The sequence below is a fragment of the Enterococcus casseliflavus NBRC 100478 genome (assembly GCF_001544095.1).
Taxonomy (GTDB): Bacteria; Bacillota; Bacilli; order Lactobacillales; family Enterococcaceae; genus Enterococcus_D; species Enterococcus_D casseliflavus.
Window position 1 is genome coordinate 1 of sequence record NZ_BCPT01000004.1, and the last position, 21,328, is coordinate 21,328.

Here is a 21,328-nt window from a genome sequence, read left to right on the forward strand (position 1 = left end):
CATAATATGCGCCCATAGCTCAATTGGATAGAGTGTTTGACTACGGATCAAAAGGTTAGGGGTTCGACTCCTCTTGGGCGCGTAGTCTTTTTATTTGTTTCATTTTTATTATCGGGAAGTAGCTCAGCTTGGTAGAGCACTTGGTTTGGGACCAAGGGGTCGCAGGTTCGAATCCTGTCTTCCCGATTTTTTGATGCCTGAAGCATTCGCTTCAGGTTTTTTTGTGTTTTCAGCCAGTGAGAAGACCTGAAAATATGATACAATAGTAAAAAACGAGGAGGAAATTGTTTGAAGGGAAAAATCATCAAAGCGCTAAGCGGATTTTATTATGTGGCATCAGAAGATGAAATCTTTCAAACCCGCGCTCGAGGAAATTTTCGGAATCGAAAAATCACTCCTTTGGTGGGGGATGAAGTGATCTTTGAAAGCAGCAATCAAACAGACGGTTATCTTTTAGAGATCTTGCCGCGAAAAAATGAGCTGGTTCGACCGCCAGTCGCAAATGTGGATCAAGGGGTGGTCGTGACAAGTCTAGTTGAGCCGAACTTCTCCTATAACCTATTGGATCGCTTTTTAGTGACGTTAGAGTATGAGGGGATCGAACCGATCATCTTTTTGACAAAAGCGGATCTTGTGAAAGATCTTGCCGCAATGAAAGCAATTGAGGAGACCTATCAAGCAATTGGCTACCACGTGATCACGTCAAAAGCAGAAGGCGAAGATCTATTGGAACTTCAACGGTACTTTCCTGAGCGGATCACCGTATTTATGGGACAATCCGGTGCTGGAAAGTCGACATTGCTGAATCGGATCGTCCCAGAATTGGCATTGGAAACGGGAGTGATCTCAGAATCTCTCGGGCGGGGGAAACATACGACCCGTCATGTGGAGCTCTTGCCGATTTGTGATGGATTGGTTGCCGATACACCAGGATTTAGTTCGATCGACTTTTTGGAAATCGAAGCGGTGGAGTTACCCAAACTATTTCCTGACTTTTTAGCGGTAGCTGCCAACTGTCGTTTTAGGGAATGTAGGCACCTTAATGAACCTGATTGTGCAGTTAAGCAGGGGGTTGCAGCAAATGAGATTGCCGAGACTCGTTATAAGAATTACGTGCAATTTTTAGAAGAGATTGAAAACCGACGTCCGGTTTATAAAAAGAAGAAAAAGTGAGGGAAAAGCATGATAAAACTAGCACCATCTATTTTAAGTGCCGATTTTGCAAATCTTCAAAGAGACATTGAGCTGGTAGAGCGCCATGGCGCAGATTATATTCACGTAGACGTGATGGACGGTCATTTCGTCCCTAATATTACCTTAGGCCCAAACATCGTTAAAGCGATTCGCCCAGTTACCAAACTGCCGTTGGATGTTCACCTAATGATCACCGAACCAGAAAAGTATATCCATGCCTTCGCAGAAGCTGGGGCAGATATCATTGGGATCCACGCGGAAGCAACACCTCATATCCATCGTGCGATCCAAATGATCGTGGCAGAAAATGTCAAAGCAGAAATCGTCATCAACCCAGGCACACCAGTATCAGCAATTGAACATGTTTTATCTATGTGTGATCAAGTGTTAGTCATGACGGTCAATCCTGGATTTGGTGGGCAATCCTTTATTGAAGAATCACTAGAAAAAATTGCGGTACTGGCTGCTTTAAAAGAAGAAAAAGGCTACCATTATGATATCGAGGTAGATGGCGGGATCGTTCCTGAGACAGCCAAACGTTGCTTGGAAGCAGGTGCAAATGTCTTCGTAGCAGGAAGCTATATTTACGATGCCGATGAACCTGCAGCACAAATCAGAGCCTTGAAAGAAGCTTTGCAATAAATGAAGATTTTGTTAGCAGCAGGGGGGCGCCCTGAAAATTGGCCACCGCTGATGACGTATGACAAATACATTGGGATTGATCGCGGGGCATTGTTTTTGCTTCAGCACCAACGGCCAGTCGATCTAGCGATTGGTGATTTCGACTCTTTGACCGCAGGCGAACTGCAAGCAGTCAAACAGCAAGTCAACACAGTGATCCAAGCTCCTGCTGAAAAAGATGATACAGATACCCAATTGGCATTGGTGGAGACGTTGCGTCGCTATCCAGAAGCGCAAATCGACTTGATTGGTGCAACAGGAGGACGTCTCGACCATCTTTTAGCCAATCTATGGCTGCCTTTAGAAGATCGGTTTCGTCCATTTGCCCCAAATCTGCGTTTTTTAGATCGTCAAAATGTCGTTCAGTTCTTTTTACCAGGCACCTATCAATTGGAAAAAGAACCCAAGATGCAGTATTTGGCGTACTGCTGTTTGACGCCGGTAACAGATTTGACGTTGACAGGTAGCAAGTATTTATTAGAAAACGTCCAAGTGCCGTACCCAACTTCTTATGCCAGCAATGAATTTCTGACACAAACAGCAGGTTTTTCCTTTAGCAGCGGGATGATAGCAGTCATTCAAAGTTGTGATTAAGAGACGGAACGTCTCTTTTTTTTGTTGAAAATTTCAGAAACTTAATTACAAAAAAAACATTAAGACGGTCAACTTAGCTTTTGTTTGCAGGGTATTAATGGTAAAATTGGAACTACAGTTTGGAATTATTTGAGGTGTCTTTGTGAAAAAGTTTAATCCTAATAAAAATATTATCATCACATTGATTATTGTGATTTTAGTTGTCACCGTATTAAGCGTGACGATCGCCCGCAGAGCTGCGGGAAACTCCACCAATGTTGTGCAATCAACGGTCAATGACTCCGTTGGCTTTATCGATAAAGTGATTACGGCGCCTTTTCGTTGGATCGAAAATGGTGCGAATTCAGTCAAAAACTTGTTTGTGACGTATGAAGAAAATGAACGTTTAAAAGAGAAATTGGACAGTTTTGATGAACTGGAACAAGCGAAGGACAATGCGCAAAGAGAAATCGATGCCTTGAAAGAAGAGCTAGAGCTGAATGCGACCTTGACGAATTATGAACGGATCTCCGCCAATGTCATCAATCGGTCACCTGATACTTGGCAAGATATGCTGATCGTGGATCGAGGCTCAAGAGACGGCGTTGAGGTCAACATGGCGGTCATGTCGCAAAAAGGCTTGATTGGTCGTGTGGTAGAAGTCAATGCGGCTTCTTCTAAAATTGAACTTTTGACTTCTGAAAACCAGAATTCTAACCACTATCCGGTTCGGATCAGCGGCGAAGATGGGTCAAACTTTGGGATTCTAAGTAGTTACGATCAAAAAGAACGTTCCTTGGTCATTACCCAGTTGACAGGGGACAATGAGCTGAAGGAAGGCGATGTCGTGCAGACCTCTGGATTAGGAGGAAACTCACCTGCCGACTTAGCGATCGGAACAGTGATCCGTACCACCAAAGATGAGTTTGGTCTTGATACCCAAGTGTTTGTAAAACCGTATGCCCAAATGTATGATATTCAAGCAGTAACGATTATCAAACGCTTGGCAGGTGAGGAATAGCCATGAAAAAGCATGACTACATCAAATACCTGGCAGCGGGCGTCTTCTTTTTGATGATGTTGGCAGATGGACAACTGACGCGTTTTTTGGAAAAATGGACCCAAGACAATTATATCGCCAGTGCGCATCTTTTATTGATCGCCCTTTTATGTGGCGCGAAGTATTTGCCGAAAAACTTTTTGATCACCACGGCGCTTGTGATCGGCTGCCTCTATGACGTGTATTATGTCGGTGTGATCGGCATCTACACGGTGGCGTTTCCCTTGATCGTATGGATCATGTATATTTTGAAAAATACGCTTTATCAAAATGTATTTACCATGTTTTTCGGAATGATCATCTTTGTTACAAGCTTAGAAGTTGTGACGTTGGGCGTCCAGTTGCTATTTAAGATCGCATCAGTTAGCACGTCATTCTTTGTTTCCCGCTTTTTAGCACCAACGCTTTTATTGAACATCATTTTGTTTATCCTTTTAGTCGTTCCATTCATGAAGCTATTCAAAGACGAATAGCTTCGTTTTTTTTGCGTTTGACTGTATAAAAATAACAGCGATTGAAATGTTTTTGTAATATTCCTTTTATCTCTCTGACATACGGCTGTGTTACAATCACACTATCGTGAAGGACTTTAGGTATTCTTAAGCATTTATACATAAAAAAACCATATTAGGGGAAGCAACAGCCGGAGGAATGAAGAGTGAAAAAGCGAATTTTATCTTTATTGTTAGTAAGTTCAATTGTTCTTACTTCTGCAGCAGCACCGACACTTGTCTTTGCATCAGATTTTGACAATAAAATTGAAGAAAAAAATAAAGAGATCTCTGACTTGCAAAACCAGCAAGCGAGCATCCAGTCACAAGTAGCAGCACTTGAAAGCGACGTGGCAGCAATCAATGAAAAAGCCCAAACTTTGTTGCAACAACAAGGTGATTTGCGTGCGGATTCTGAAAAGTTGAAGCAAGAAATTGCTGATTTGAAAGTCAGAATCGAAAAGCGTGAAGAAGCGATCCAAAAACAAGCCCGTGACGTTCAAGTCAATGGTCAAAGCACGAACTTTATTGATGCAGTATTAGAAGCTGACTCTTTAACAGATGCTATTGGCCGTGTGCAAGCAATGACGACGATCGTCAATGCTAACAAAGATCTTGTGGATCAACAAAAAGCAGACCAAGAAGCAGTTGAAGCGAAAAAAGCGGAAAACGACGATAAATTGGCAGAAATCGCAGCGAACCAATTTGAGCTAGAAACACAATTAGGGGATCTACAAGCCAAACAAGCCGATTTAAATGTTTTACAAGCGGAATTGGCTGTTCAACAAGCATCTAAAGAAGATGAAAAAGCTGATTTAGAAAAACAAAAAGAAGAATATGAAGCAGAACAAGCACGCATCGCTGCAGAAGAAGCGGCGGCAGCTGAAGCAGCTACTCAGGAAGCAGCAGCGTCTAGTGACTCTTCAACGTCAAATTCAACAACACCAAGCGCTACAACAAATTCTAGTTCTACGACTAATAACACACAAGGAGATTCATCACAAGGTGGCGGTTCAACAAATACGACACCATCAACTCCTGCCAACAATAACAATAGCAATAACAACCAAGGATCGAACAATAGCGGCAATGGTGCAAGCAATACTCCTGCACCCGCACAAACGGTCAACGGTTCAGCAATCGTAGCCGAAGCAATGAAATACATTGGTACTCCTTATGTATGGGGTGGGACGACACCAGACGGCTTTGACTGTTCTGGCTTTACACAATATGTATTTGCTAAAGTTGGGATCTCATTACCACGGGTAACGTACGCACAAGAATTTTCTGGTACGGTGATTTCGATCAATGAAGCAAAAGCTGGTGACTTGTTATTCTGGGGTAGCCGCGGAAGCACACACCACGTGGCGATCGCTATGGGTAACGGACAATACGTTCATGCACCAACACCAGGTCAAAATGTTTCTGTTAGCAGTTACTCTTATTACTCACCAGATTTCGCGGTACGCGTAAACTAAATCAATTGAAGCTATTTCAAAAGCTGGCGTTTTACGTCAGCTTTTTTTGATTTCTGTTTTAAAAAACGTATGCTTTTTTTGTTTTCAGTCTTGCCAGAACATCTTATAATAGAGAAGAGAAAGGAAGCGGATAAAATGAACAAGACCTCGTCTTCCAGAGAAAAAATGATAACGGTTAAGTTTTATACGAATTATCTTTCTTGCATGATGATGCCGAATTTAAGTATTTTTATTGCGTGGATGCTGATTTCATTCCTGCTGCCTTTTTTCTCAGTCGATCAACAAGTGATCCAGCAAATGGAACAGGGGGTCTTGACTGTGCTGCTGCCCCTCATGATCGCCTATACAGGTGGGCAGATGTTGGCGCCTGAACGAGGTGGGGTCGTAGGAGCAGTGGCGGTCTTAGGGGCTATTCTCGCAACCGATATTCCCCAGGTCTTTGGGGCGATGCTGCTGGGACCGCTAGCGGGCTGGCTATTGTACCGCAGTGATTCGATCGTGAACAAAGTCAAAAGTGGCTATGAGATGCTGGTGCGCAATTTTATTGCAGGTGCGTTTGGCGGACTCCTCTTTTTAGGCAGTTACTTCCTATTGGCGCCGCTTTTTAATTGGTTCAGTCTCGGCAGCTATCAGCTCGTTGATTATTTTGTTCAGCAAAACGTTTTGCCCTTTATTCATATCATTGTAGAACCATTGAAGGTTTTGTTTTTTAATAATATTGTCAACCATGGTCTATTTACACCGCTAGGGATCGAAGCAGCGGCACTCAATGGTCAGTCGGTTTTATTTTTGATCGAGGCCAACCCCGGTCCAGGATTAGGGGTCTTAGCGGCGTATCTTTTTTTTGGTTCAAAGCGAAACCGAACGAATGCCGCAGCATCCGTTTTTGTGCAGGCTATTGGTGGGATTCATGAAGTGTATTTCCCGTTTGTTCTGCTCGATCCTTGGGTGTTGCTCGGTCCGATCGTTGGTGGTTTCAGTGGCACGCTGATCTTCCAATTTTTAGGGGTAGGCTTAAGAGCGCCTGCGTCTCCGGGCTCGATCTTAGCGATTTTACTCAATACACCGCCGTCTATGATCCTAGGTGTCTTAGCTGGGATTATCGTCAGTACGGTCGTATCGTTTGCGATCGCTAGTGTGCTGTTAAAACGGAAGTCCAATACAGAAAATGAGGAGCGTAAGATGCCGAAAATGAAGAAAGTCACGGAGATCGTCGTGGCCTGTGACGCAGGGATGGGGTCCAGTGCGATTGGTGCCAGCATACTAAAAAAACAGTTACAAGAAGCCCAGCTAACGTTTCCTGTCCGCTATCAATCGATTTATCGTGTGATCGATGATCCCGCGCTTTTGGTGATCACCCAACGGGAATTAGCAGCTATTGCCCAAAAGCAGACACCACACGCACAGCATTATGTGTTAGATAATTTTTTGGCGGCTGATGAGTATGCCCCGCTGATCCTAGAATTACAAAGAAGAGAACAGGATCCGCAAAAATCGCTGCAAACCGAGGCAGCAAGTTCGTTAGGATTTTCAACGATCATCTTTTTGTATACTGGAAAAAAACGCGGTTCACAAACGATGGCAGTGGAGATACTAAGCAAAATGGCCCGCCAACAAGCGCTGTCTTTGACCATCAAAAAAATGGCGTATGAAGGACAAGCTCTTGACCCTACGGCAATCTATATCCTCCCGAAAGAACTTGCAGAAAAGTGCCTGATCCCAGATGTTCCTTTGCTGGTGGTGGATGATTTATTGACGACAGATGCGTATCGTCAGTTACTGACAGAAGGAGTCGACTATGTTTTTGACCAATCGTGAAACACTTTTATTAACGGAATTGATGAATAGTACCGGTCCAGTTTCTTTAGATCGCATGATGCAAGTCTTAAAAGTCAGTAAACGAACGGTGTACCGTGAACTGGCTAATTTAGAAAAATCGCTGGAAACAGTAGGAGCTACCTTAGAGAAGGTCGGTCGTGGTCATTTCCAAATTTTTGCATCAGAAACGAGCATTCGCCAATTGCAAGAAGCCATTATGGCAGATACCGATCAAGAATTCGCGGCTAGTGAGCGACAACATCGTATTTTGCTGCAACTGACTACCGCCACGAAGCCTGTATCTAGTCATTTCTTCTTGGATCGCTACCAAATCAGCAATACGACGTTTTTTTCAGATATCAAACAGCTAGAAGAAAGTCTCGCACGGCTGCCGTTAAGGATCGTGCGCAATCAAGGGTATGAGATCGAAGGCTCCGAAAAATATCGGCGGTTGATCACAGCCAATACACTAGTGATGGAGATCAATGAGTACCAATTTTTCCATTTACTGGAAACCGATGATGAAGCCCCGTTTATTTTTCAATTTCTGTCCCGTGACCATCTATTGCTAGCCCAGCGGCTGATTCGAGAAACCATCGAGCCGCAGTTCAAGGAACTTAGTGACCGCAAATTGGCGTTTATCGTCTTGATGCTGGCGCTAGCCATGGATCGGGTAGCTTTGGGCTACACGGTGGAAGAAGAGACGTACCCGAGTCAGATCAACAAAGACTTGCTGAAGGTGGCGAAAAAGATTTTTGCTCAGATCGCCGAAAAGACGAAACTGCTTTATTCCATCAACGAAATCGTCTTTTTTGCCGTGTTACTAGGTGATTTTGCTAATTCCTTTGATCGTGATTTTTTTGATGACAATTTTGATACCGACTTGGCTTATCGTGTAAAACGCTTGATCGAATTGGTCAGTGAGCAAACGGAAGTGGCGTTTTATGAAGATACGAACTTGTATAAAATGCTGCTGACCCATATCTCAGGAGTGATGACGCGGGCGATTTTAGAAGAAGATCATTTGAACAACCCTATCCTAGAAAAAATCATGAACCAGTATGTCGAGATCGCCAGCGGGATTCGTAATCATCTGCCGCAGGTCTTTCCGCAGCAGCAGTTCTCGGAAGAAGAAATCGCCTATATGGTCCTGCATTTTGCCAATTCGTTGGAAAAAAATCCGAAAGTGTTAGAAGTCAATATTGCAGGGATCTCTCCTAGCGGATTAGCCTCCATCAGTTTATTAGAGATGCAGCTGCGGAAACATTTTCCCTTTATCAATCAAATCACCTTCTTTCGAGTGGGGGATGTCAAACGGGAAAATATCGAGGAGACCTATGACTTGGTGATCTCGACTTCCTTGCTGCCAGGGTATCAAGGAGAGTACAAACTCGTTTCACCGATCCTGCTAGAAGAAGACATTCAAGAGTTGAAGAAGGCCTTCCAAGCCATTAGTCAGAAAAAACGTTCCGCAAAAAAAGCACCCTCTGCTTTGGTCAAAGAGGAATCCTATGAAGCGGTCTTGGCTTTTATCGAAGCCATTAACCAGCTATTGGCGCTGTTTCAAGTGCAAGCCATTGATAACCCAGCGGACTTGGAAGAAACGTTGCAGCTGGTGCTGACGTCTTTTGATGAACATGTTGTTTTGGATCGTGAGAAAGTCGTTGATCGTCTCTTACGGCGCTACTTCCAAGCGCCAGTGGGCATTCCTGACACTCACTTTGCCTTGTTTCACGCGGCGAGCTCGGCGATCCTGCAACCAGTTTTTCGTATTTTCGACTTGAAACAGCCTTTGCCCCTTTTAGCGATGGATAAAAAAGAAATCGCTGTTACCCGTTTATTAGTCATGCTGGCGCCGTATCCTATCAATGAAACAAGCTCTCAGATGTTAGGAAAAATCAGTGGTTCGATCATTATGAATGATCTAAATACGGAGATTTTTAATTCGGGCAATGATTCGATTATTTATCAGTTGCTCTCTTCGCTCTTGATTGAAGAAGTAAAACAATAGGAGGGATCAGCGATGTATATTCCACAGGAGCGGATTTTGTTGGATCAACACTTTACCGATGCCACAGAGGCCCTGAAAAAAATTGGTGAGTACTTAGTCAACCAGGAGATCGTTTCCTTCCCCTATGTCAAAAGCCTTTTGCGGCGCCATCAAAAAACAGGTGTTTACATCGGCAACTTTGTGGCATTGCCCCATGCGGAAGAAGAAGCCCAGCAATGGATCAAGGAAGAAGGACTCTTTTTGATCCAAGTGCCTGATGGCGTCGACTTCGGCACGAAGGAGCAGCCTAAAATCGCTACGATCCTTTTCGTAGTCGTCCTAAAAGAGCAGCAATTAGCTGTTTTGCAAGAAATCGCCTTTTTTTGTTCTGATATGCAAAATGTTCGGGCGCTTAGTGATGCCGAATCGGTTGAAGAGATCCAACAGATTTTGCTGGCAGAAGAATAAGCGATCAGCAGCAGACTGGCTTGCAACAAGAGCAGCGAACGAAATACATGAATGAGCTGCCTCCGTGTACTTGCTCTTTCTACCTTGTGTAGAAGGAGTGAGTACACGTTTTTTTTGTGTTTTGGCAAAATCCCAAAAATGCTCCACGTGAAACATAACAAAAATAAGCGAGTGCAGGGGCTGCTCGCCTTTTTTTGTTATGCCTGTTTGGCTACAAGTTTTGGCACAGTTTTTTGTGCCAAAGTACGACTTTCGAGCTTTTTGGGAAGCGCCTACAATAAGGGTGTAAGCAGACGAGAGGAGAGAAAAAAATGGAACAGACACAAAAAGCAGCCAAATCATCAGTCAAAGCAAAAGTTCAAAAATTAGGCAGTACGTTGTCGAGTATGGTGATGCCGAATATCGGCGCATTGATTGCATGGGGTGTATTAACGGCATTATTTATTCCAGATGGGTATTTACCAAATGAAGCCTTTGCAACGATGGTCGGTCCAATGCTAACGTATTTGATCCCAATCTTGATTGGGTATACTGGCGGGAAAGTGATTGCTGGTGACCGCGGAGCCGTGGTTGGGGCGATCGCAACGATGGGGGTCATCGTCGGAACGGATATCCCAATGCTATTGGGTGCGATGATCATGGGTCCTTTAGGCGGTTGGGTCATCAAGAAATTTGACGAGATCTTCCAAGACAAAGTTCGCGCTGGCTTTGAAATGTTGGTCAACAACTTTTCATCAGGTTTGATCGGTTTTGCCTTAGCATTACTGGGCTTTGTAGCAATCGGACCAGTTGTGAACACCTTGACAGAAGCAATGGCAGCAGGGGTCGAAGTGATCGTCAATGCCCACTTGATTCCATTAGCCAATATCTTTATTGAACCAGCAAAAATCTTATTCTTAAACAATGCTATCAACCATGGAATTTTGACACCATTAGGTACTGAGCAAGTCAGCGAATTTGGGAAATCGATCCTTTACTTATTAGAAGCCAATCCTGGACCTGGTTTAGGAGTCTTGCTAGCCTTCACTTTCTTCGGAAAAGGAGCAGCGAAATCTTCGGCACCTGGAGCGATCATCATTCACTTTATCGGTGGGATCCATGAGATCTACTTCCCATACGTCATGATGAAACCATTGATGTTCTTAGCCGTGATTGCCGGCGGTGTATCAGGAAGCTTTACCTTCCAATTGTTAGGTGCAGGCTTACGGGCACCTGCTTCACCAGGTTCGATCATTGCGATCTTAGCAATGACGCCATTCAACTCGGTGATGAGTGTCGTTTCTGTCTTAGCGGGAATTGCCGTAGGAGCAGGCGTATCCTTTATCGTCGCTGCCGCGATCTTGAAAGCAGATGCGAAGGATACGGTGGATAATTTTGAAGAAAAAGTACAACAAACGCAAGCAGCAAAACTTAGCTCAAAAGGCTTGGCGGCTCAACCAATGACTGGCATCAATCGTATCATCTTCGCATGTGATGCAGGCATGGGCTCCAGTGCTATGGGGGCATCGATCTTACGGAAAAAAGTCAAAGAAGCGGGTCTTCCACAAAATGTCTCGAATTCCGCCATCAACAATTTAACGGACGATGCCAATACGCTGATCGTCACTCAAGAAGAATTGCAAGAACGTGCCAAACAAAAAGCGCCAAATGCGACCTTTGTCGCGGTTGAAAATTTCCTGAACTCTCCACGGTACGATGAAATCGTAGCCACATTGTCAGGGACTAAGACAACGGGGGAGTCAGCAAAAAAGTCTGAAGCAGGCAACCAGGTAGATGTTCCTTCCGCCAATGACCTTAAGCAAGTCAGCGAAATCATTTTGGCCCACGATGATCGCAAAGGTTCGGCAACGATGGCTCAGAAAGTCTTCCAAGATCTTTTAGCCAAAGAAGCTCTGACGATGCCGATCAGAAAAAGCCATATCAATGATCTCCATGCCAACGCCTCTTCACTGGTGATCACAAAAGAAGCCCTAACGCCGCAAGCGCAAACGTCAGCGCCAGAAGCGATCCACCTATCTGTCAATAATTTGATGGGAACGACGAACTATCAACGGATCGTAGCATCGATCAAAGCAGCAAATTAAGAAAGGATGAGTCGAATGCAAGTATTAGAAAAAGACATGATTGAATTGAACAAACAATTTGCGACCAAAGAAGAAGCCATTCGTTACTGCGGCGAAAAATTGCTGGCGGCAGGCTGTGTGGAAAAAGAATACGTCGAAGCCATGCTTGAGCGTGACGAGATGCTCTCAGTCTATATGGGGAACTTTATTGCGATTCCTCACGGCACGGATGAAGCCAAAAAATACGTCAAAAAATCTGGTATCTGTATCGTGCAAGTACCGGATGGCGTGAATTTCGGTACCGCGGACGAAGGAAAAATTGTCACCGTCCTTTTCGGCATCGCGGGCAAAGGGGAAGATCACCTGCAATTGGTCCAACAAATCGCCCTCTTTTGCAGCGATATCGATAACGTTGTCGAATTGGCGGATGCCTTAGATAAAGAAGAAATCGCCCAAAGTTTGACCGTAGCATAAGGATTTAAGGAGGAGACAAGACATGAAGGCAGTTCACTTTGGTGCAGGTAATATTGGTCGCGGCTTTATCGGCGAGATATTGGCTGCCAACAACTTTGAAATCACATTTATTGATGTCAATGAAACGATCATTGACGCCTTAAAAGCAAGACAAGGGTATACGATCGAATTAGCCGATGAGACCCAAGAACAGATCCACATCGAGCATGTGACGGGATTGAACAATGCCAAAGAACCAGAAGCGGTGATCCAAGCGATCGCCGAGGCAGACATCCTTACGACCGCCATTGGTCCCAACATTTTGCCGCATATCGCTGAGCTGATCGCCAAAGGCTTAGAAGCACGTCAGCAACACCCAGACAAGCCAGCCATTGATGTGATCGCCTGTGAGAACATGATCGGCGGATCGACCTTTTTAAAAAGCGAAGTGCAAAAATACGTTGCGGATTGGTCAGCATTGGAAGCGACGGTTGGTTTTCCAGATGCAGCGGTGGACCGCATCGTACCGCTGCAGCACCATGAAGATCCTTTATTCGTTCAAGTAGAACCTTTTTGCGAATGGGTGATCCAAGAGTCAGGGATGAAATCCTCGATCCATCTGCAAGGGGTCCATTATGTGGCGGACCTGGAACCGTATATTGAACGGAAATTATTCAGTGTCAATACGGGTCATGCTACGGTAGCGTACACAGGCGCCCTCCAAGGCTATCAGACGATCGATGAAGCGATGCAGGACCATTTAGTGGTGATCCAATTAAAATCCGTTCTCGAAGAAACTGGGCGGCTTTTAATTGAGAAGTGGGCCTTTGATCCCGAAGAACATGAACGGTATATCGAAAAAATCATCCAACGCTTTAAAAACAAACACATTTCCGATGCTATCACTCGGGTGGCACGGACACCTGTCCGCAAATTAGGGACCGAAGAACGTTTTATCCGACCAGTCCTTGAGTTAGAAAAACGCAACATGCAGCCAGATCATCTCTATGAAACGATCGGCATGATCTTCAACTACAAAGACCCTGAAGATGAGCAAAGCCAACAGTTGCAAGTACTTTTGGATGAAAAATCACTACCGGAAGTCATTGCAGAAATCACTGGCTTACAAGATGAAGACATGATTGAAACGATCCGACAAAACATTGAAAAATATGCGTATGTTGCCGCATAAAAACGAGTAACACACAGAACAAGCAGATAAATTGCCGCATCCGTAAAAGCTAGCTCAACAAGCGAGCTTTTGCGGATGTGGCAATTTCTTTCAACGCTTGTTCTGTATTTTTTTGCTCACTGATTGACCTTTGCTGCTAACTTGACGATAATAAGAAAAGAAATGAGGGAGAGCGATGGAACGATGGTTTGAAGAAGCCCAGCTTCAAGTAATTGAGTTGCCAATCGAATGGCAGGAAAACCGCCCCGTCTATCGGGCCTTTATCCGTGAATTGCCGACGATCCAAGCAGAAGGAACTTCGCGGCAAGCTGTTTATCGGCAGTTGGCAGAAGCCTATGCGGCTTACCTTGCCCAACTTCGAGAGGCCAATGAGGCACAGGAAGAAATGACATCTTCTTTATTATCGACGGAAGAGTTATTGCGCTATTACGATGGCGAGACTTTCGATGGTTTTGAGCTGCCCTCTGACGAGTAACGGGAAACGAGCCATTCACTGAAAACTGAAAAGCTATGCAAGAAAAAACCGCTCAGCTGCAGCTCGATCGATACGAAGGATCGAACGCTGCAACTGGCGGCTTTTTTTCTCTAAGAAACCAAGTCTTATTCGTGGTTAGTTCAATGCCTCGGTAATGGCTTGATTGAAGGCATCTAGATCATCTGGGTTTCGGCTGGTGATCAACCGATAGGTTTCGTCGATCACGACGGGCTCATCTTTGACGGTGGCACCTGCGTAGGCTAAATCTGGTCGCACAGAATCATAAGCCGTCAAGGTCAAATCTTTTGTCAGTCCTGTTTGGATAAACAGTTGTGGGCCGTGGCAAATGGCAAAGACGGGACGATCAGATGTCAAAAAGTCTTTCGTCAATGACACATAGCGCTCATCGGTCCGTAATTGGTCAGGGGAGAAACCGCCTGGGATCAACAAAGCATCAAAACTTGCAGGATCGATCGTATCGATGGTCGCATCGACGGTAAATGTTCCACCTTGTTTGCCTTCGACGGTCTCGGCGCCTTCATTACTAATAACGACTACTTCGTGTCCAGCCGCTTCCAGTGCTTCTTTTGGTGACGTCAACTCAACATCTTCAACTAGATCAGTGACAATAACAGCAACTTTACTCATTCGATCTCCTCCTTATTACTTGATGAACAATTTGTTCACCTGCTATTATTTATGCTAACGAAGATTTTCGCTGTTGACAAATCATCTGTTTGTCCGCAGCTTGAAAAAGAAAGAAGGCAACGCCATGGCAACGATCCAACTATTTATTTCTGATACCCCCCTTTGCTTTGAAAAAGCGGAATTCACTTTTATGGAAGAAAGATTTGTCATCGAGAAACAGCAATTATTTGAAAAAGTTGATGCGGTGATGCATCAGGAGGTATCCTCGGCCTTGGTTTCATTGGTAGAAAAAGCCCTTTTGACGCTAGAAGCGATCGGGGAAGAAGAGGATTATTTCGACCTGCTTTATTTGACCTATGAGAATACCTGCCATTCCCTCAGCGGACAGCAATTACTCGCACAGCCGTTTCCAGCTGTAGAAGCAGCCTTGCAGCCAGTCTTTGATGAGTTGGCAGAACCGATCGTAGAAAAGTTTTATGAGGAGCTGACCAATCAGCTAGAAGAAGTCGCTGATGATGAACTGTTTAGTTCTTATTATCTGGATGAGGAGGAAGCGGTGATCCAAATCGATGCCCCGATCCAACATGAAGAAGTGATCGCCTTGCCCGCCCTTTTACGGGATTACCATGGCACGTTGCGATTGACCTTTGAAAAGTTTTATGAATACCTTGTGTAGCGGCGGCAACTGCCGTCGTTGTTTTTTGTGAAAACAGTTACATGTTTAGTTTTTTTTTAAATCCTGCGACAGAAGCCTCGGGAATCTTGACCCTTTTGTCAGAAACGATTATAAAGGTAAGAAGAGGCTGAAGGAACCGAGGCTGCCAATGGGCAACATCGGGTAAGAAAAGGATGAGAATCATGCGAAAAGTCCCGCCTATTTTAAAACCAATTGCACTTTTAACGATATCAACGATCATTGCCACTGCCACCGGCGTGGTGAATTCAGGCAGCTACCGCCAACCAAGTCGTGCGACGGAAACGACAGAGACGACAGAAACGACCGAACAAGCACCAAGTGAAAGCACACCCTCTTCGATGACAGAAGACAGTCAAAATCAGACACCTGCTAGCACGGACTCACAACCGACGAACGATGACCAGCAGACAACACCGTCATCCAGCAGTGAACCAGCAACACCAGCAACGACTCCGTCTTCTTCGGTGCCTGCAGAAACGACGCCATCAAGCGATGCCAATGTTTCACCAGCACCATCGGAAAACAATCAGGAAACACCTTCTTCAAGTGAAGAGACCACGCCAGATCCACAAGGGATCATGGATGAGAATCAAGGAAATGAGTAGGTGAGAAAATGACGCTTATTTTAGATTTAATCAACGGCATCCATAAATTTTTGGGCTATCTCGATATTAGTCCTAAATATTTGAACCGTGCCTATACCATCCTCAGTATCATTCCAACGGCGTATATTTTGCGGATCGTCTACGGGATGTTTGCGAACCAAAACTATTTTCAAGCGATCCTTTATACGGTCGGCTTTTTGGTCTTAGTCTACTTCTGGGTACTGAATATCTTCTATTATTTCTTAAACAAAAATATGAAGTTCGATGTCACTCAGGCCTTTGTCAAAGTTTTACCAGACGAAGTCTTCAATATTGAAGGAGAAACCATCAGCACCACCGACATTGATCGTTTGACGACTGAAAAAGCGGTGATCCATTTTGAAGAAGACTATCAGCTGGTATTGGCGAATCATTTGCAGACCTTGATCGCTCAAGAAGAATTGGCGATCAAACCGTCATCCAACGGCTTTACGATCCCGAAAAACACCTTGTATCCTTACTATTTTGTTAAACAGCAAGGGGAAAATGAGTACGCATTGCAGATCGGTACTAGCTACACGGAGATGACGAAAGTCGGCACGATCCAATGGACAGGCAAACAGCCCTTAGAACCAGTGGGCTTATTTATCACTGGCGGTGATTTTGTCAAAAATGATGTGAAATACCATGAACCATACAGTTTGAAATTGTACGTCAAAAAAGAGATTTCTGAAGAAGAACCACAGACCTCAAGACAGGCGTATCGACGACAAGCACGCAAATAAGAAAAGGCAGTTCCCCCAGAGCGTTCTCTGAAGGGACTGCCTTTTTGGTATCTCGGTTATTCGATCGGGATATTTTTTGCGGGTGCATCTTTGTAGCTGGCTTTTGGTAACGTCAGGGTCAAAACGCCGTCTTCAAACACTGCTTTAATGGACTCGTCATCAATGTCTGTGATGGTGAAGGTTCGTTGATAGGCACTGCTAGAGCGTTCTTTGCGCAAATAATGTCCGAAATCCTCCACGGTTTCCGTGGTCTCTGTTTGAGCCGCTGAAATCGTCAGCGTGTTGTTGACGTAACTGACGCGGATGTTTTCTTTCTTGATGCCGGGTAAATCTGCTTGAACGAGATACTTGTCTTCGTACTCTTTAATGTCCGTATTCATTTGCCGTTCTTGCCAAAAACTGTTCATTAATTTGCCTAATAGTTCTTCGCCGCCTGCGAAATCTCTTGGAATCAAATTTGCCATGTGGTTCCCCCGCTTTCTTTTATCTATTGAGTTGGTACTTCTATTTTACGAGGAACCAAGCCAAAGGGCAACCAAAATGGCAACAATCATAAAAACAAGAGAAATCACTCAACTATCTTATAAGAATCTGCTATGATAGAACTAAATAACTATCAGATGATTGGATGAATGAAGATGGAGATTATTGAAAAAGCGCCAGCTAAGATCAACCTCGGTCTCGATGTGTTAGAGAAAAGAACAGACGGCTACCATGAGTTGGAAATGGTGATGTCTAGTGTTGATCTAGCCGACCGTCTGATAATGGAAGAGATAGCAGAAGATAAGATCATTATAGAAACCAACAAAGCCTTTTTGCCGATCGACAAACGCAATAATGTCTATCAAGCCGCCAGTATCTTAAAAAAACGCTACGGCATAAAAAAAGGCATCCGTATCCGCATCACCAAGAATATCCCGGTGGCAGCTGGGTTAGGTGGGGGCAGTACGGATTGTGCGGCAGCGCTGCGGGGGATGGTTCGCCTCTGGCATTTAGACCTTTCCATGGCAGAGCTGATCGATATTGGTATGGAAGTCGGCACCGATGTTCCCTATTGTCTTTATGGGACCACTTCCCACATTGCAGGAAAAGGGGAGCTGGTGACGCCGCTGCGGCCGATGCCGCAATGTTGGGTCATCTTGGTTAAACCTCGTTTGAGTGTTTCAACGGGGAAAATCTTTCAAGAAGTTGAGCTAGACCAACTGCACCATCCAGATATCGCGGCATTGTCGGCCGCCGTCTTAGCCGAAGATTACCCAGCAATGATCGCTGCCATGGGCAATAGCCTAGAAGCCATCACGATCCCGAAGTATCCGATCGTCCAACAGATCAAAGATCGCATGATGAAATACGGCGCAGACGTTGCCTTGATGACCGGCAGCGGACCGACTGTCTTTGCCCTTTGTCAAAAATATTCGCGGGCACAGCGGGTCTATAATGCCTTAAAAGGATTCTGCGATGAGGTTTATCTTGTACGTACATTGAAATGAATGAGTCAAGGGCACAGGCTGGATTCGCCTGTGTTTTTTTGTATGCCTTCTATTTCAATAGTAAAGAAAAAGGCAGCTGAAGTGGGGAAGGAAGCATCTAGAAGCTGCCCTACACAAAAGTCCCCGACGAAAATAAGGCGTCGGGGTCTGATTCTTTACGTAAAGCAAAGGCTATTCTTTTTGGTGCTGCTTCTTTGCGGATTTTTTCTTTTTGTCTTCTTCGTACAATGGTTTGTCGATCGTTTTGCGGATTTCTTCGGTTTGCTGCGATGCAGGATCTTCTGGTAAGACGATTCGAGTCAACAAGTCGCTGTTGTTTACAGTTGGCGGCACAGTTACAAATTCGTTCATCTTCGTTTCCTCCAAGTGCTTTTAGGTTATTATCCTACATACTCTCTAATTTTTCAAGCTGGTACAGCAGGGGCGCATGGCGAATGGCGTAAAATATGGCTAAGTTCCTGAGAGAAGAATCCGCTTCAAATGAACGTTTTCTCCTATGTTTTCCGATTTATCTCGAAATAAAAGTTTTAAATCGTAAAACGTACGATTTGTCTTGACGAACCGGAAATCATTTGATAGAGTAACTTTTGCTAACAAAACGGAGTTGTTCCGTTTTAAAATAAAAAGAAGAGCCAGCAAATGGAAGGGGAAATCCCGATGAAAAAAATCTTACTTACTACAGCACTCCTTTTAGGGGGCGTGCTTCTTGGCGCTTGTGGGCAGCAAGAAGCGACAAGCCAATCGAGTGACACCGAGAAGCTGTCGATCGTCACGACGTTTTATCCAATGTACGAATTTACGAAAGAAGTCGTAGGCGACGCAGCAGAGGTCTCCTTGTTGATCCCTGCAGGAACCGAACCCCATGACTATGAGCCAAGTGCCAAAGATATGACCAAAATCATGGATGCAGATGCCTTTGTCTACAATAGTCCTGAGCTAGAAACTTGGGTCGCTAGTTTGACGGATTCCGTCGATCCTGAGCAAACAGCCGTGATCGAAGCGGCCAAAAACATTCAGTTGGTGGAAGGCACAGAGGAGGAAGATCATGACGCGCATGATCACGAAAGCGAAGACAGCCATGAAGGCCATGATCATACGTACGATCCTCATGTTTGGACCGACCCAGTCTTAGCGATCCAAGAAGTAGAAACGATCCGCGATGACTTGATTGCGAAGTTTCCTGAGCAAAAGGCAACTTTCACGGAAAATGCAGCTGCCTATATCGAAAAGCTTTCTGCTTTAGATGAAGCCTACCAAGCGGCGTTAAAGGATGCGACCCAACGAACCTTCGTTACGCAGCACGCAGCCTTTGGCTATTTGGCACGGCAGTATGATTTAGTCGAAGAATCGATTTCGGGCATTTCACCCGATCAAGAACCAACGCCAAGTCGGTTGGCTGAGCTGAAAGAATATGTAGAAGAAAAACAAGTCAAAGTTATCTATTTTGAAGAAAACGCGTCATCGAAGGTGGCTGAGACCTTAGCGTCTGAAACAGGAGTGGAGCTGGCGGTCTTGAATCCATTAGAAAGCTTGACGCAAGAGCAGATGGATAACGGCGAAACATACCTGTCTGTAATGGAAGACAATTTGGCAGCATTACAAAAAAGTATTCACTAAGGAGGCGCCTGCGTGCGTTATATCGATGTAAAAGATTTGACCTTTTATTATGATGATGAACCCGTCCTGGAAGACATTTCCTACTTTGTCGAAGACGGCGAATTCGTGATTTTGACTGGCGAAAATGGGGCGGCAAAATCTACTTTGATCAAAGCAACCCTTGGTTTGTTGAAACCTTCTAAAGGAGCAGTCACCTTGGCGACCAAAAATGCTGCTGGTGAAAAATTAAGCATCGGCTACATTCCTCAGCAGATTGCTTCCTTTAACGTCGGGTTCCCCAGCACCGTTTTGGAATTGGTCCAATCGGGCCGCTACCCAAGAGATCGCTGGTTCAAGCGCTTGACGAAACGAGACCATGAACATGTCCGCCGTGCATTAGATGCCGTCGGTATGTGGGACGTGCGTCATAAACGGATCGGCGAGTTGTCCGGTGGCCAAAAGCAGCGGATCAGCTTGGCACGGGTCTTTGCCACGGACCCTGATTTATTTATTTTAGATGAACCGACTACGGGGATGGATGAACAATCCCGCAATCTGTTTTATGAACTGCTGCGGCACAATGCTCATGACCACGGCAAGTCGATTTTGATGATCACCCATGATCATGAAGATATCAAAGAATACGCGGACCGTCAGATCCGTTTAGTGCGGAAGGAGGATTCACCATGGCGTTGCTTTCATATGAATTCATGAGAAGAGCTTTTCTTGCGGCGATTTTTATTGCTGGTATCGCACCGATGCTGGGGGTCTTTCTAGTGATTCGGCGACAGTCATTGATGGCTGATACGCTGTCCCATGTCTCTTTAGCAGGGGTGGCACTAGGCTTCTTTCTAAATCTAAATCCGAGTTTGACGACGCTATTGATCGTAGTCATTGCCGCAATCATTTTGGAATACTTGCGAACACTGTACCGCAGTTATTCAGAGATCTCGATCGCCATTTTGATGTCCGGCGGCTTAGCGTTAGCCCTCGTCTTGATGAACCTTAGCGGGGGGAACTCCGCAACGAGTATCCAATCGTATTTGTTTGGGTCGATCGTTACGATCACACAAGAACAAGTCTGGATCTTAGGCTTTTTGTTTTTAGTCGTTTTTGCTTTATTCTTCTTATTCAAACGGCCCATGTACATTTTGACCTTTGATGAAGATACCGCCCATGTCGATGGCTTGCCTGTGCGAGTGATGTCGATGCTCTTTAATGTCTTGACGGGGGTGGCAATCGCCATGATGATCCCGATTGCGGGTGCATTGTTGATCTCTGCGATCATGGTTTTACCAGCTGCCATCAGTATGCGTTTAGGCAAGAGCTTCAATGCCGTGATTTTGATCAGTGTCGTGATCGGCATGATTGGGATGATGTCTGGTTTGACCAGTTCCTTTTATTTGGACACACCACCGGGAGCGACGATCACGCTGGTTTTTATCGCTCTTTTCTTAGTGATCAATTTGATCAAACGCATCGTGATCCTAGTGCAACGAAAACAACGCCTAAAATAAAGGGCTTTATGAAAAAGAAACGAAGAATTTTCGTTTCTTTTTTTTAAACTCTAATCAAAACCGAACAATATAAGC

The 21,328-nt window shown here is 44.8% G+C and carries 23 protein-coding genes and 2 tRNA genes; 22 read left to right on the forward strand and 3 right to left on the reverse strand.

Annotation, left to right across the window (positions count from 1 at the left end; all coding sequences use genetic code 11):
- Positions 1-8: 8 nt before the first annotated feature.
- The 15 genes from ECA1_RS04385 (at position 9) to ECA1_RS04455 (ending at position 13,936) form a co-directional block, all read left to right on the forward strand.
- A tRNA-Arg gene (locus ECA1_RS04385) sits at positions 9-82 on the forward strand.
- A 30-nt stretch (positions 83-112) separates the two neighbouring features.
- Positions 113-186: transfer RNA gene (locus ECA1_RS04390), tRNA-Pro, on the forward strand.
- A gap of 102 nt (positions 187-288) precedes the next feature.
- Positions 289-1,173: a ribosome small subunit-dependent GTPase A gene (gene rsgA, locus ECA1_RS04395; RefSeq protein WP_060791853.1), complete on the forward strand. Its 885-nt coding sequence runs from the start codon at positions 289-291 to the stop codon at positions 1,171-1,173.
- Between the two features lie 9 nt (positions 1,174-1,182).
- Positions 1,183-1,836: a ribulose-phosphate 3-epimerase gene (rpe, locus tag ECA1_RS04400; protein ID WP_015510634.1), complete on the forward strand. Its 654-nt coding sequence runs from the start codon at positions 1,183-1,185 to the stop codon at positions 1,834-1,836.
- Positions 1,837-2,469, forward strand: coding sequence for a thiamine diphosphokinase (locus ECA1_RS04405; protein ID WP_060791854.1), 633 nt, complete (start codon positions 1,837-1,839; stop codon positions 2,467-2,469).
- A gap of 142 nt (positions 2,470-2,611) precedes the next feature.
- Positions 2,612-3,469, forward strand: coding sequence for a rod shape-determining protein MreC (gene mreC, locus ECA1_RS04410; RefSeq protein WP_034869542.1), 858 nt, complete (start codon positions 2,612-2,614; stop codon positions 3,467-3,469).
- A gap of 2 nt (positions 3,470-3,471) precedes the next feature.
- Complete coding sequence (gene mreD / locus ECA1_RS04415; RefSeq protein ID WP_005230239.1) at positions 3,472-3,981, forward strand: rod shape-determining protein MreD; 510 nt, start codon at positions 3,472-3,474, stop codon at positions 3,979-3,981.
- 185 nt (positions 3,982-4,166) lie between these two features.
- The gene (locus tag ECA1_RS04420) at positions 4,167-5,477 is read left to right on the forward strand and encodes a C40 family peptidase (RefSeq protein ID WP_060791855.1); all 1,311 of its coding nucleotides are present in this window, start codon (positions 4,167-4,169) and stop codon (positions 5,475-5,477) included.
- 69 nt (positions 5,478-5,546) lie between these two features.
- Positions 5,547-7,295, forward strand: coding sequence for a PTS sugar transporter subunit IIBC family protein (locus tag ECA1_RS04425; RefSeq protein WP_060791856.1), 1,749 nt, complete (start codon positions 5,547-5,549; stop codon positions 7,293-7,295).
- A complete protein-coding gene (locus ECA1_RS04430) occupies positions 7,276-9,306 on the forward strand; it encodes a BglG family transcription antiterminator (protein ID WP_005230244.1) in 2,031 nt (676 codons plus the stop codon). Before ECA1_RS04425 ends, ECA1_RS04430 begins: the two co-directional genes overlap by 20 nt.
- 12 nt (positions 9,307-9,318) lie before the next feature.
- Positions 9,319-9,753, forward strand: coding sequence for a PTS mannitol transporter subunit IIA (locus ECA1_RS04435; protein WP_060791857.1), 435 nt, complete (start codon positions 9,319-9,321; stop codon positions 9,751-9,753).
- Between the two features lie 311 nt (positions 9,754-10,064).
- Positions 10,065-11,837 (forward strand): PTS mannitol transporter subunit IIBC, encoded by a 1,773-nt coding sequence (locus ECA1_RS04440; protein WP_010748850.1) that lies wholly within the window; start codon positions 10,065-10,067, stop codon positions 11,835-11,837.
- Positions 11,838-11,852: 15 nt separating this feature from the next.
- Positions 11,853-12,290: a PTS mannitol transporter subunit IIA gene (locus tag ECA1_RS04445; RefSeq protein WP_060791858.1), complete on the forward strand. Its 438-nt coding sequence runs from the start codon at positions 11,853-11,855 to the stop codon at positions 12,288-12,290.
- Between the two features lie 22 nt (positions 12,291-12,312).
- Entirely contained in the window at positions 12,313-13,461 is a 1,149-nt protein-coding gene (locus ECA1_RS04450) for a mannitol-1-phosphate 5-dehydrogenase (RefSeq protein ID WP_060791859.1), read from the forward strand.
- A 175-nt stretch (positions 13,462-13,636) separates the two neighbouring features.
- Positions 13,637-13,936 carry a hypothetical protein gene (locus ECA1_RS04455; protein ID WP_005230258.1) on the forward strand — a complete coding sequence of 100 codons (300 nt, stop codon included), beginning with the start codon at positions 13,637-13,639 and terminating at the stop codon, positions 13,934-13,936.
- 135 nt (positions 13,937-14,071) lie between these two features.
- On the opposite strand, the gene ECA1_RS04460 is transcribed toward ECA1_RS04455, so the two are convergent.
- Positions 14,072-14,584: a type 1 glutamine amidotransferase domain-containing protein gene (locus ECA1_RS04460; protein ID WP_010748853.1), complete on the reverse strand. Its 513-nt coding sequence runs from the start codon at positions 14,582-14,584 to the stop codon at positions 14,072-14,074.
- A 124-nt stretch (positions 14,585-14,708) separates the two neighbouring features.
- On the opposite strand from ECA1_RS04460, the gene ECA1_RS04465 reads away from it, so the two are divergent.
- The 3 genes from ECA1_RS04465 (at position 14,709) to ECA1_RS04480 (ending at position 16,650) form a co-directional block, all read left to right on the forward strand.
- Positions 14,709-15,260, forward strand: a complete 552-nt coding sequence (locus ECA1_RS04465) for a hypothetical protein (RefSeq protein ID WP_060791860.1) — start codon at positions 14,709-14,711, stop codon at positions 15,258-15,260.
- A 182-nt stretch (positions 15,261-15,442) separates the two neighbouring features.
- Positions 15,443-15,886: a superantigen-like protein SSL4 gene (locus ECA1_RS04475; RefSeq protein WP_060791861.1), complete on the forward strand. Its 444-nt coding sequence runs from the start codon at positions 15,443-15,445 to the stop codon at positions 15,884-15,886.
- A gap of 8 nt (positions 15,887-15,894) precedes the next feature.
- Positions 15,895-16,650, forward strand: a complete 756-nt coding sequence (locus ECA1_RS04480; protein ID WP_060791862.1) for a DUF6681 family protein — start codon at positions 15,895-15,897, stop codon at positions 16,648-16,650.
- Positions 16,651-16,706: 56 nt separating this feature from the next.
- On the opposite strand, the gene ECA1_RS04485 is transcribed toward ECA1_RS04480, so the two are convergent.
- Complete coding sequence (locus ECA1_RS04485; RefSeq protein ID WP_060791863.1) at positions 16,707-17,114, reverse strand: Hsp20/alpha crystallin family protein; 408 nt, start codon at positions 17,112-17,114, stop codon at positions 16,707-16,709.
- Positions 17,115-17,288: 174 nt separating this feature from the next.
- Between ECA1_RS04485 and ispE the strand changes: the two genes are divergently transcribed.
- Positions 17,289-18,140 carry a 4-(cytidine 5'-diphospho)-2-C-methyl-D-erythritol kinase gene (ispE, locus tag ECA1_RS04490; RefSeq protein WP_034858541.1) on the forward strand — a complete coding sequence of 284 codons (852 nt, stop codon included), beginning with the start codon at positions 17,289-17,291 and terminating at the stop codon, positions 18,138-18,140.
- A gap of 171 nt (positions 18,141-18,311) precedes the next feature.
- On the opposite strand, the gene ECA1_RS04495 is transcribed toward ispE, so the two are convergent.
- Complete coding sequence (locus tag ECA1_RS04495) at positions 18,312-18,491, reverse strand: hypothetical protein (protein WP_005230269.1); 180 nt, start codon at positions 18,489-18,491, stop codon at positions 18,312-18,314.
- 306 nt (positions 18,492-18,797) lie between these two features.
- On the opposite strand from ECA1_RS04495, the gene ECA1_RS04500 reads away from it, so the two are divergent.
- From ECA1_RS04500 to ECA1_RS04510, 3 genes are read left to right on the forward strand one after another with little or no spacing between them, the layout of a single operon-like run.
- On the forward strand, positions 18,798-19,757 hold the full coding sequence (locus tag ECA1_RS04500) for a metal ABC transporter substrate-binding protein (RefSeq protein WP_034696266.1): 960 nt from the start codon (positions 18,798-18,800) through the stop codon (positions 19,755-19,757).
- Between the two features lie 12 nt (positions 19,758-19,769).
- Entirely contained in the window at positions 19,770-20,450 is a 681-nt protein-coding gene (locus ECA1_RS04505) for a metal ABC transporter ATP-binding protein (protein ID WP_005232967.1), read from the forward strand.
- A complete protein-coding gene (locus ECA1_RS04510; RefSeq protein WP_005230272.1) occupies positions 20,423-21,253 on the forward strand; it encodes a metal ABC transporter permease in 831 nt (276 codons plus the stop codon). The genes ECA1_RS04505 and ECA1_RS04510 overlap by 28 nt, the downstream gene beginning before the upstream one ends.
- Positions 21,254-21,328 lie beyond the last annotated feature (75 nt).

Excerpts from the sequence above, each read along its gene's own strand:
- ECA1_RS04460 (WP_010748853.1), bottom strand. The coding sequence starts at position 14,584 with ATGAGTAAAGTTGCTGTTATTGTCACTGATCTAGTTGAAGATGTTGAG.
- ECA1_RS04405 (WP_060791854.1), top strand. The coding sequence starts at position 1,837 with ATGAAGATTTTGTTAGCAGCAGGGGGGCGCCCTGAAAATTGGCCACCG.
- mreD (WP_005230239.1), top strand. The coding sequence starts at position 3,472 with ATGAAAAAGCATGACTACATCAAATACCTGGCAGCGGGCGTCTTCTTT.
- ECA1_RS04450 (WP_060791859.1), top strand. The coding sequence starts at position 12,313 with ATGAAGGCAGTTCACTTTGGTGCAGGTAATATTGGTCGCGGCTTTATC.
- ECA1_RS04465 (WP_060791860.1), top strand. The coding sequence starts at position 14,709 with ATGGCAACGATCCAACTATTTATTTCTGATACCCCCCTTTGCTTTGAA.
- ECA1_RS04445 (WP_060791858.1), top strand. The coding sequence starts at position 11,853 with ATGCAAGTATTAGAAAAAGACATGATTGAATTGAACAAACAATTTGCG.
- ECA1_RS04430 (WP_005230244.1), top strand. The coding sequence starts at position 7,276 with ATGTTTTTGACCAATCGTGAAACACTTTTATTAACGGAATTGATGAAT.
- ispE (WP_034858541.1), top strand. The coding sequence starts at position 17,289 with ATGGAGATTATTGAAAAAGCGCCAGCTAAGATCAACCTCGGTCTCGAT.
- ECA1_RS04485 (WP_060791863.1), bottom strand. The coding sequence starts at position 17,114 with ATGGCAAATTTGATTCCAAGAGATTTCGCAGGCGGCGAAGAACTATTA.
- ECA1_RS04475 (WP_060791861.1), top strand. The coding sequence starts at position 15,443 with ATGCGAAAAGTCCCGCCTATTTTAAAACCAATTGCACTTTTAACGATA.
- rpe (WP_015510634.1), top strand. The coding sequence starts at position 1,183 with ATGATAAAACTAGCACCATCTATTTTAAGTGCCGATTTTGCAAATCTT.
- ECA1_RS04480 (WP_060791862.1), top strand. The coding sequence starts at position 15,895 with ATGACGCTTATTTTAGATTTAATCAACGGCATCCATAAATTTTTGGGC.
- ECA1_RS04455 (WP_005230258.1), top strand. The coding sequence starts at position 13,637 with ATGGAACGATGGTTTGAAGAAGCCCAGCTTCAAGTAATTGAGTTGCCA.
- ECA1_RS04500 (WP_034696266.1), top strand. The coding sequence starts at position 18,798 with ATGAAAAAAATCTTACTTACTACAGCACTCCTTTTAGGGGGCGTGCTT.
- ECA1_RS04440 (WP_010748850.1), top strand. The coding sequence starts at position 10,065 with ATGGAACAGACACAAAAAGCAGCCAAATCATCAGTCAAAGCAAAAGTT.
- ECA1_RS04435 (WP_060791857.1), top strand. The coding sequence starts at position 9,319 with ATGTATATTCCACAGGAGCGGATTTTGTTGGATCAACACTTTACCGAT.
- ECA1_RS04425 (WP_060791856.1), top strand. The coding sequence starts at position 5,547 with ATGCTTTTTTTGTTTTCAGTCTTGCCAGAACATCTTATAATAGAGAAG.
- ECA1_RS04510 (WP_005230272.1), top strand. The coding sequence starts at position 20,423 with ATGGCGTTGCTTTCATATGAATTCATGAGAAGAGCTTTTCTTGCGGCG.
- ECA1_RS04495 (WP_005230269.1), bottom strand. The coding sequence starts at position 18,491 with ATGAACGAATTTGTAACTGTGCCGCCAACTGTAAACAACAGCGACTTG.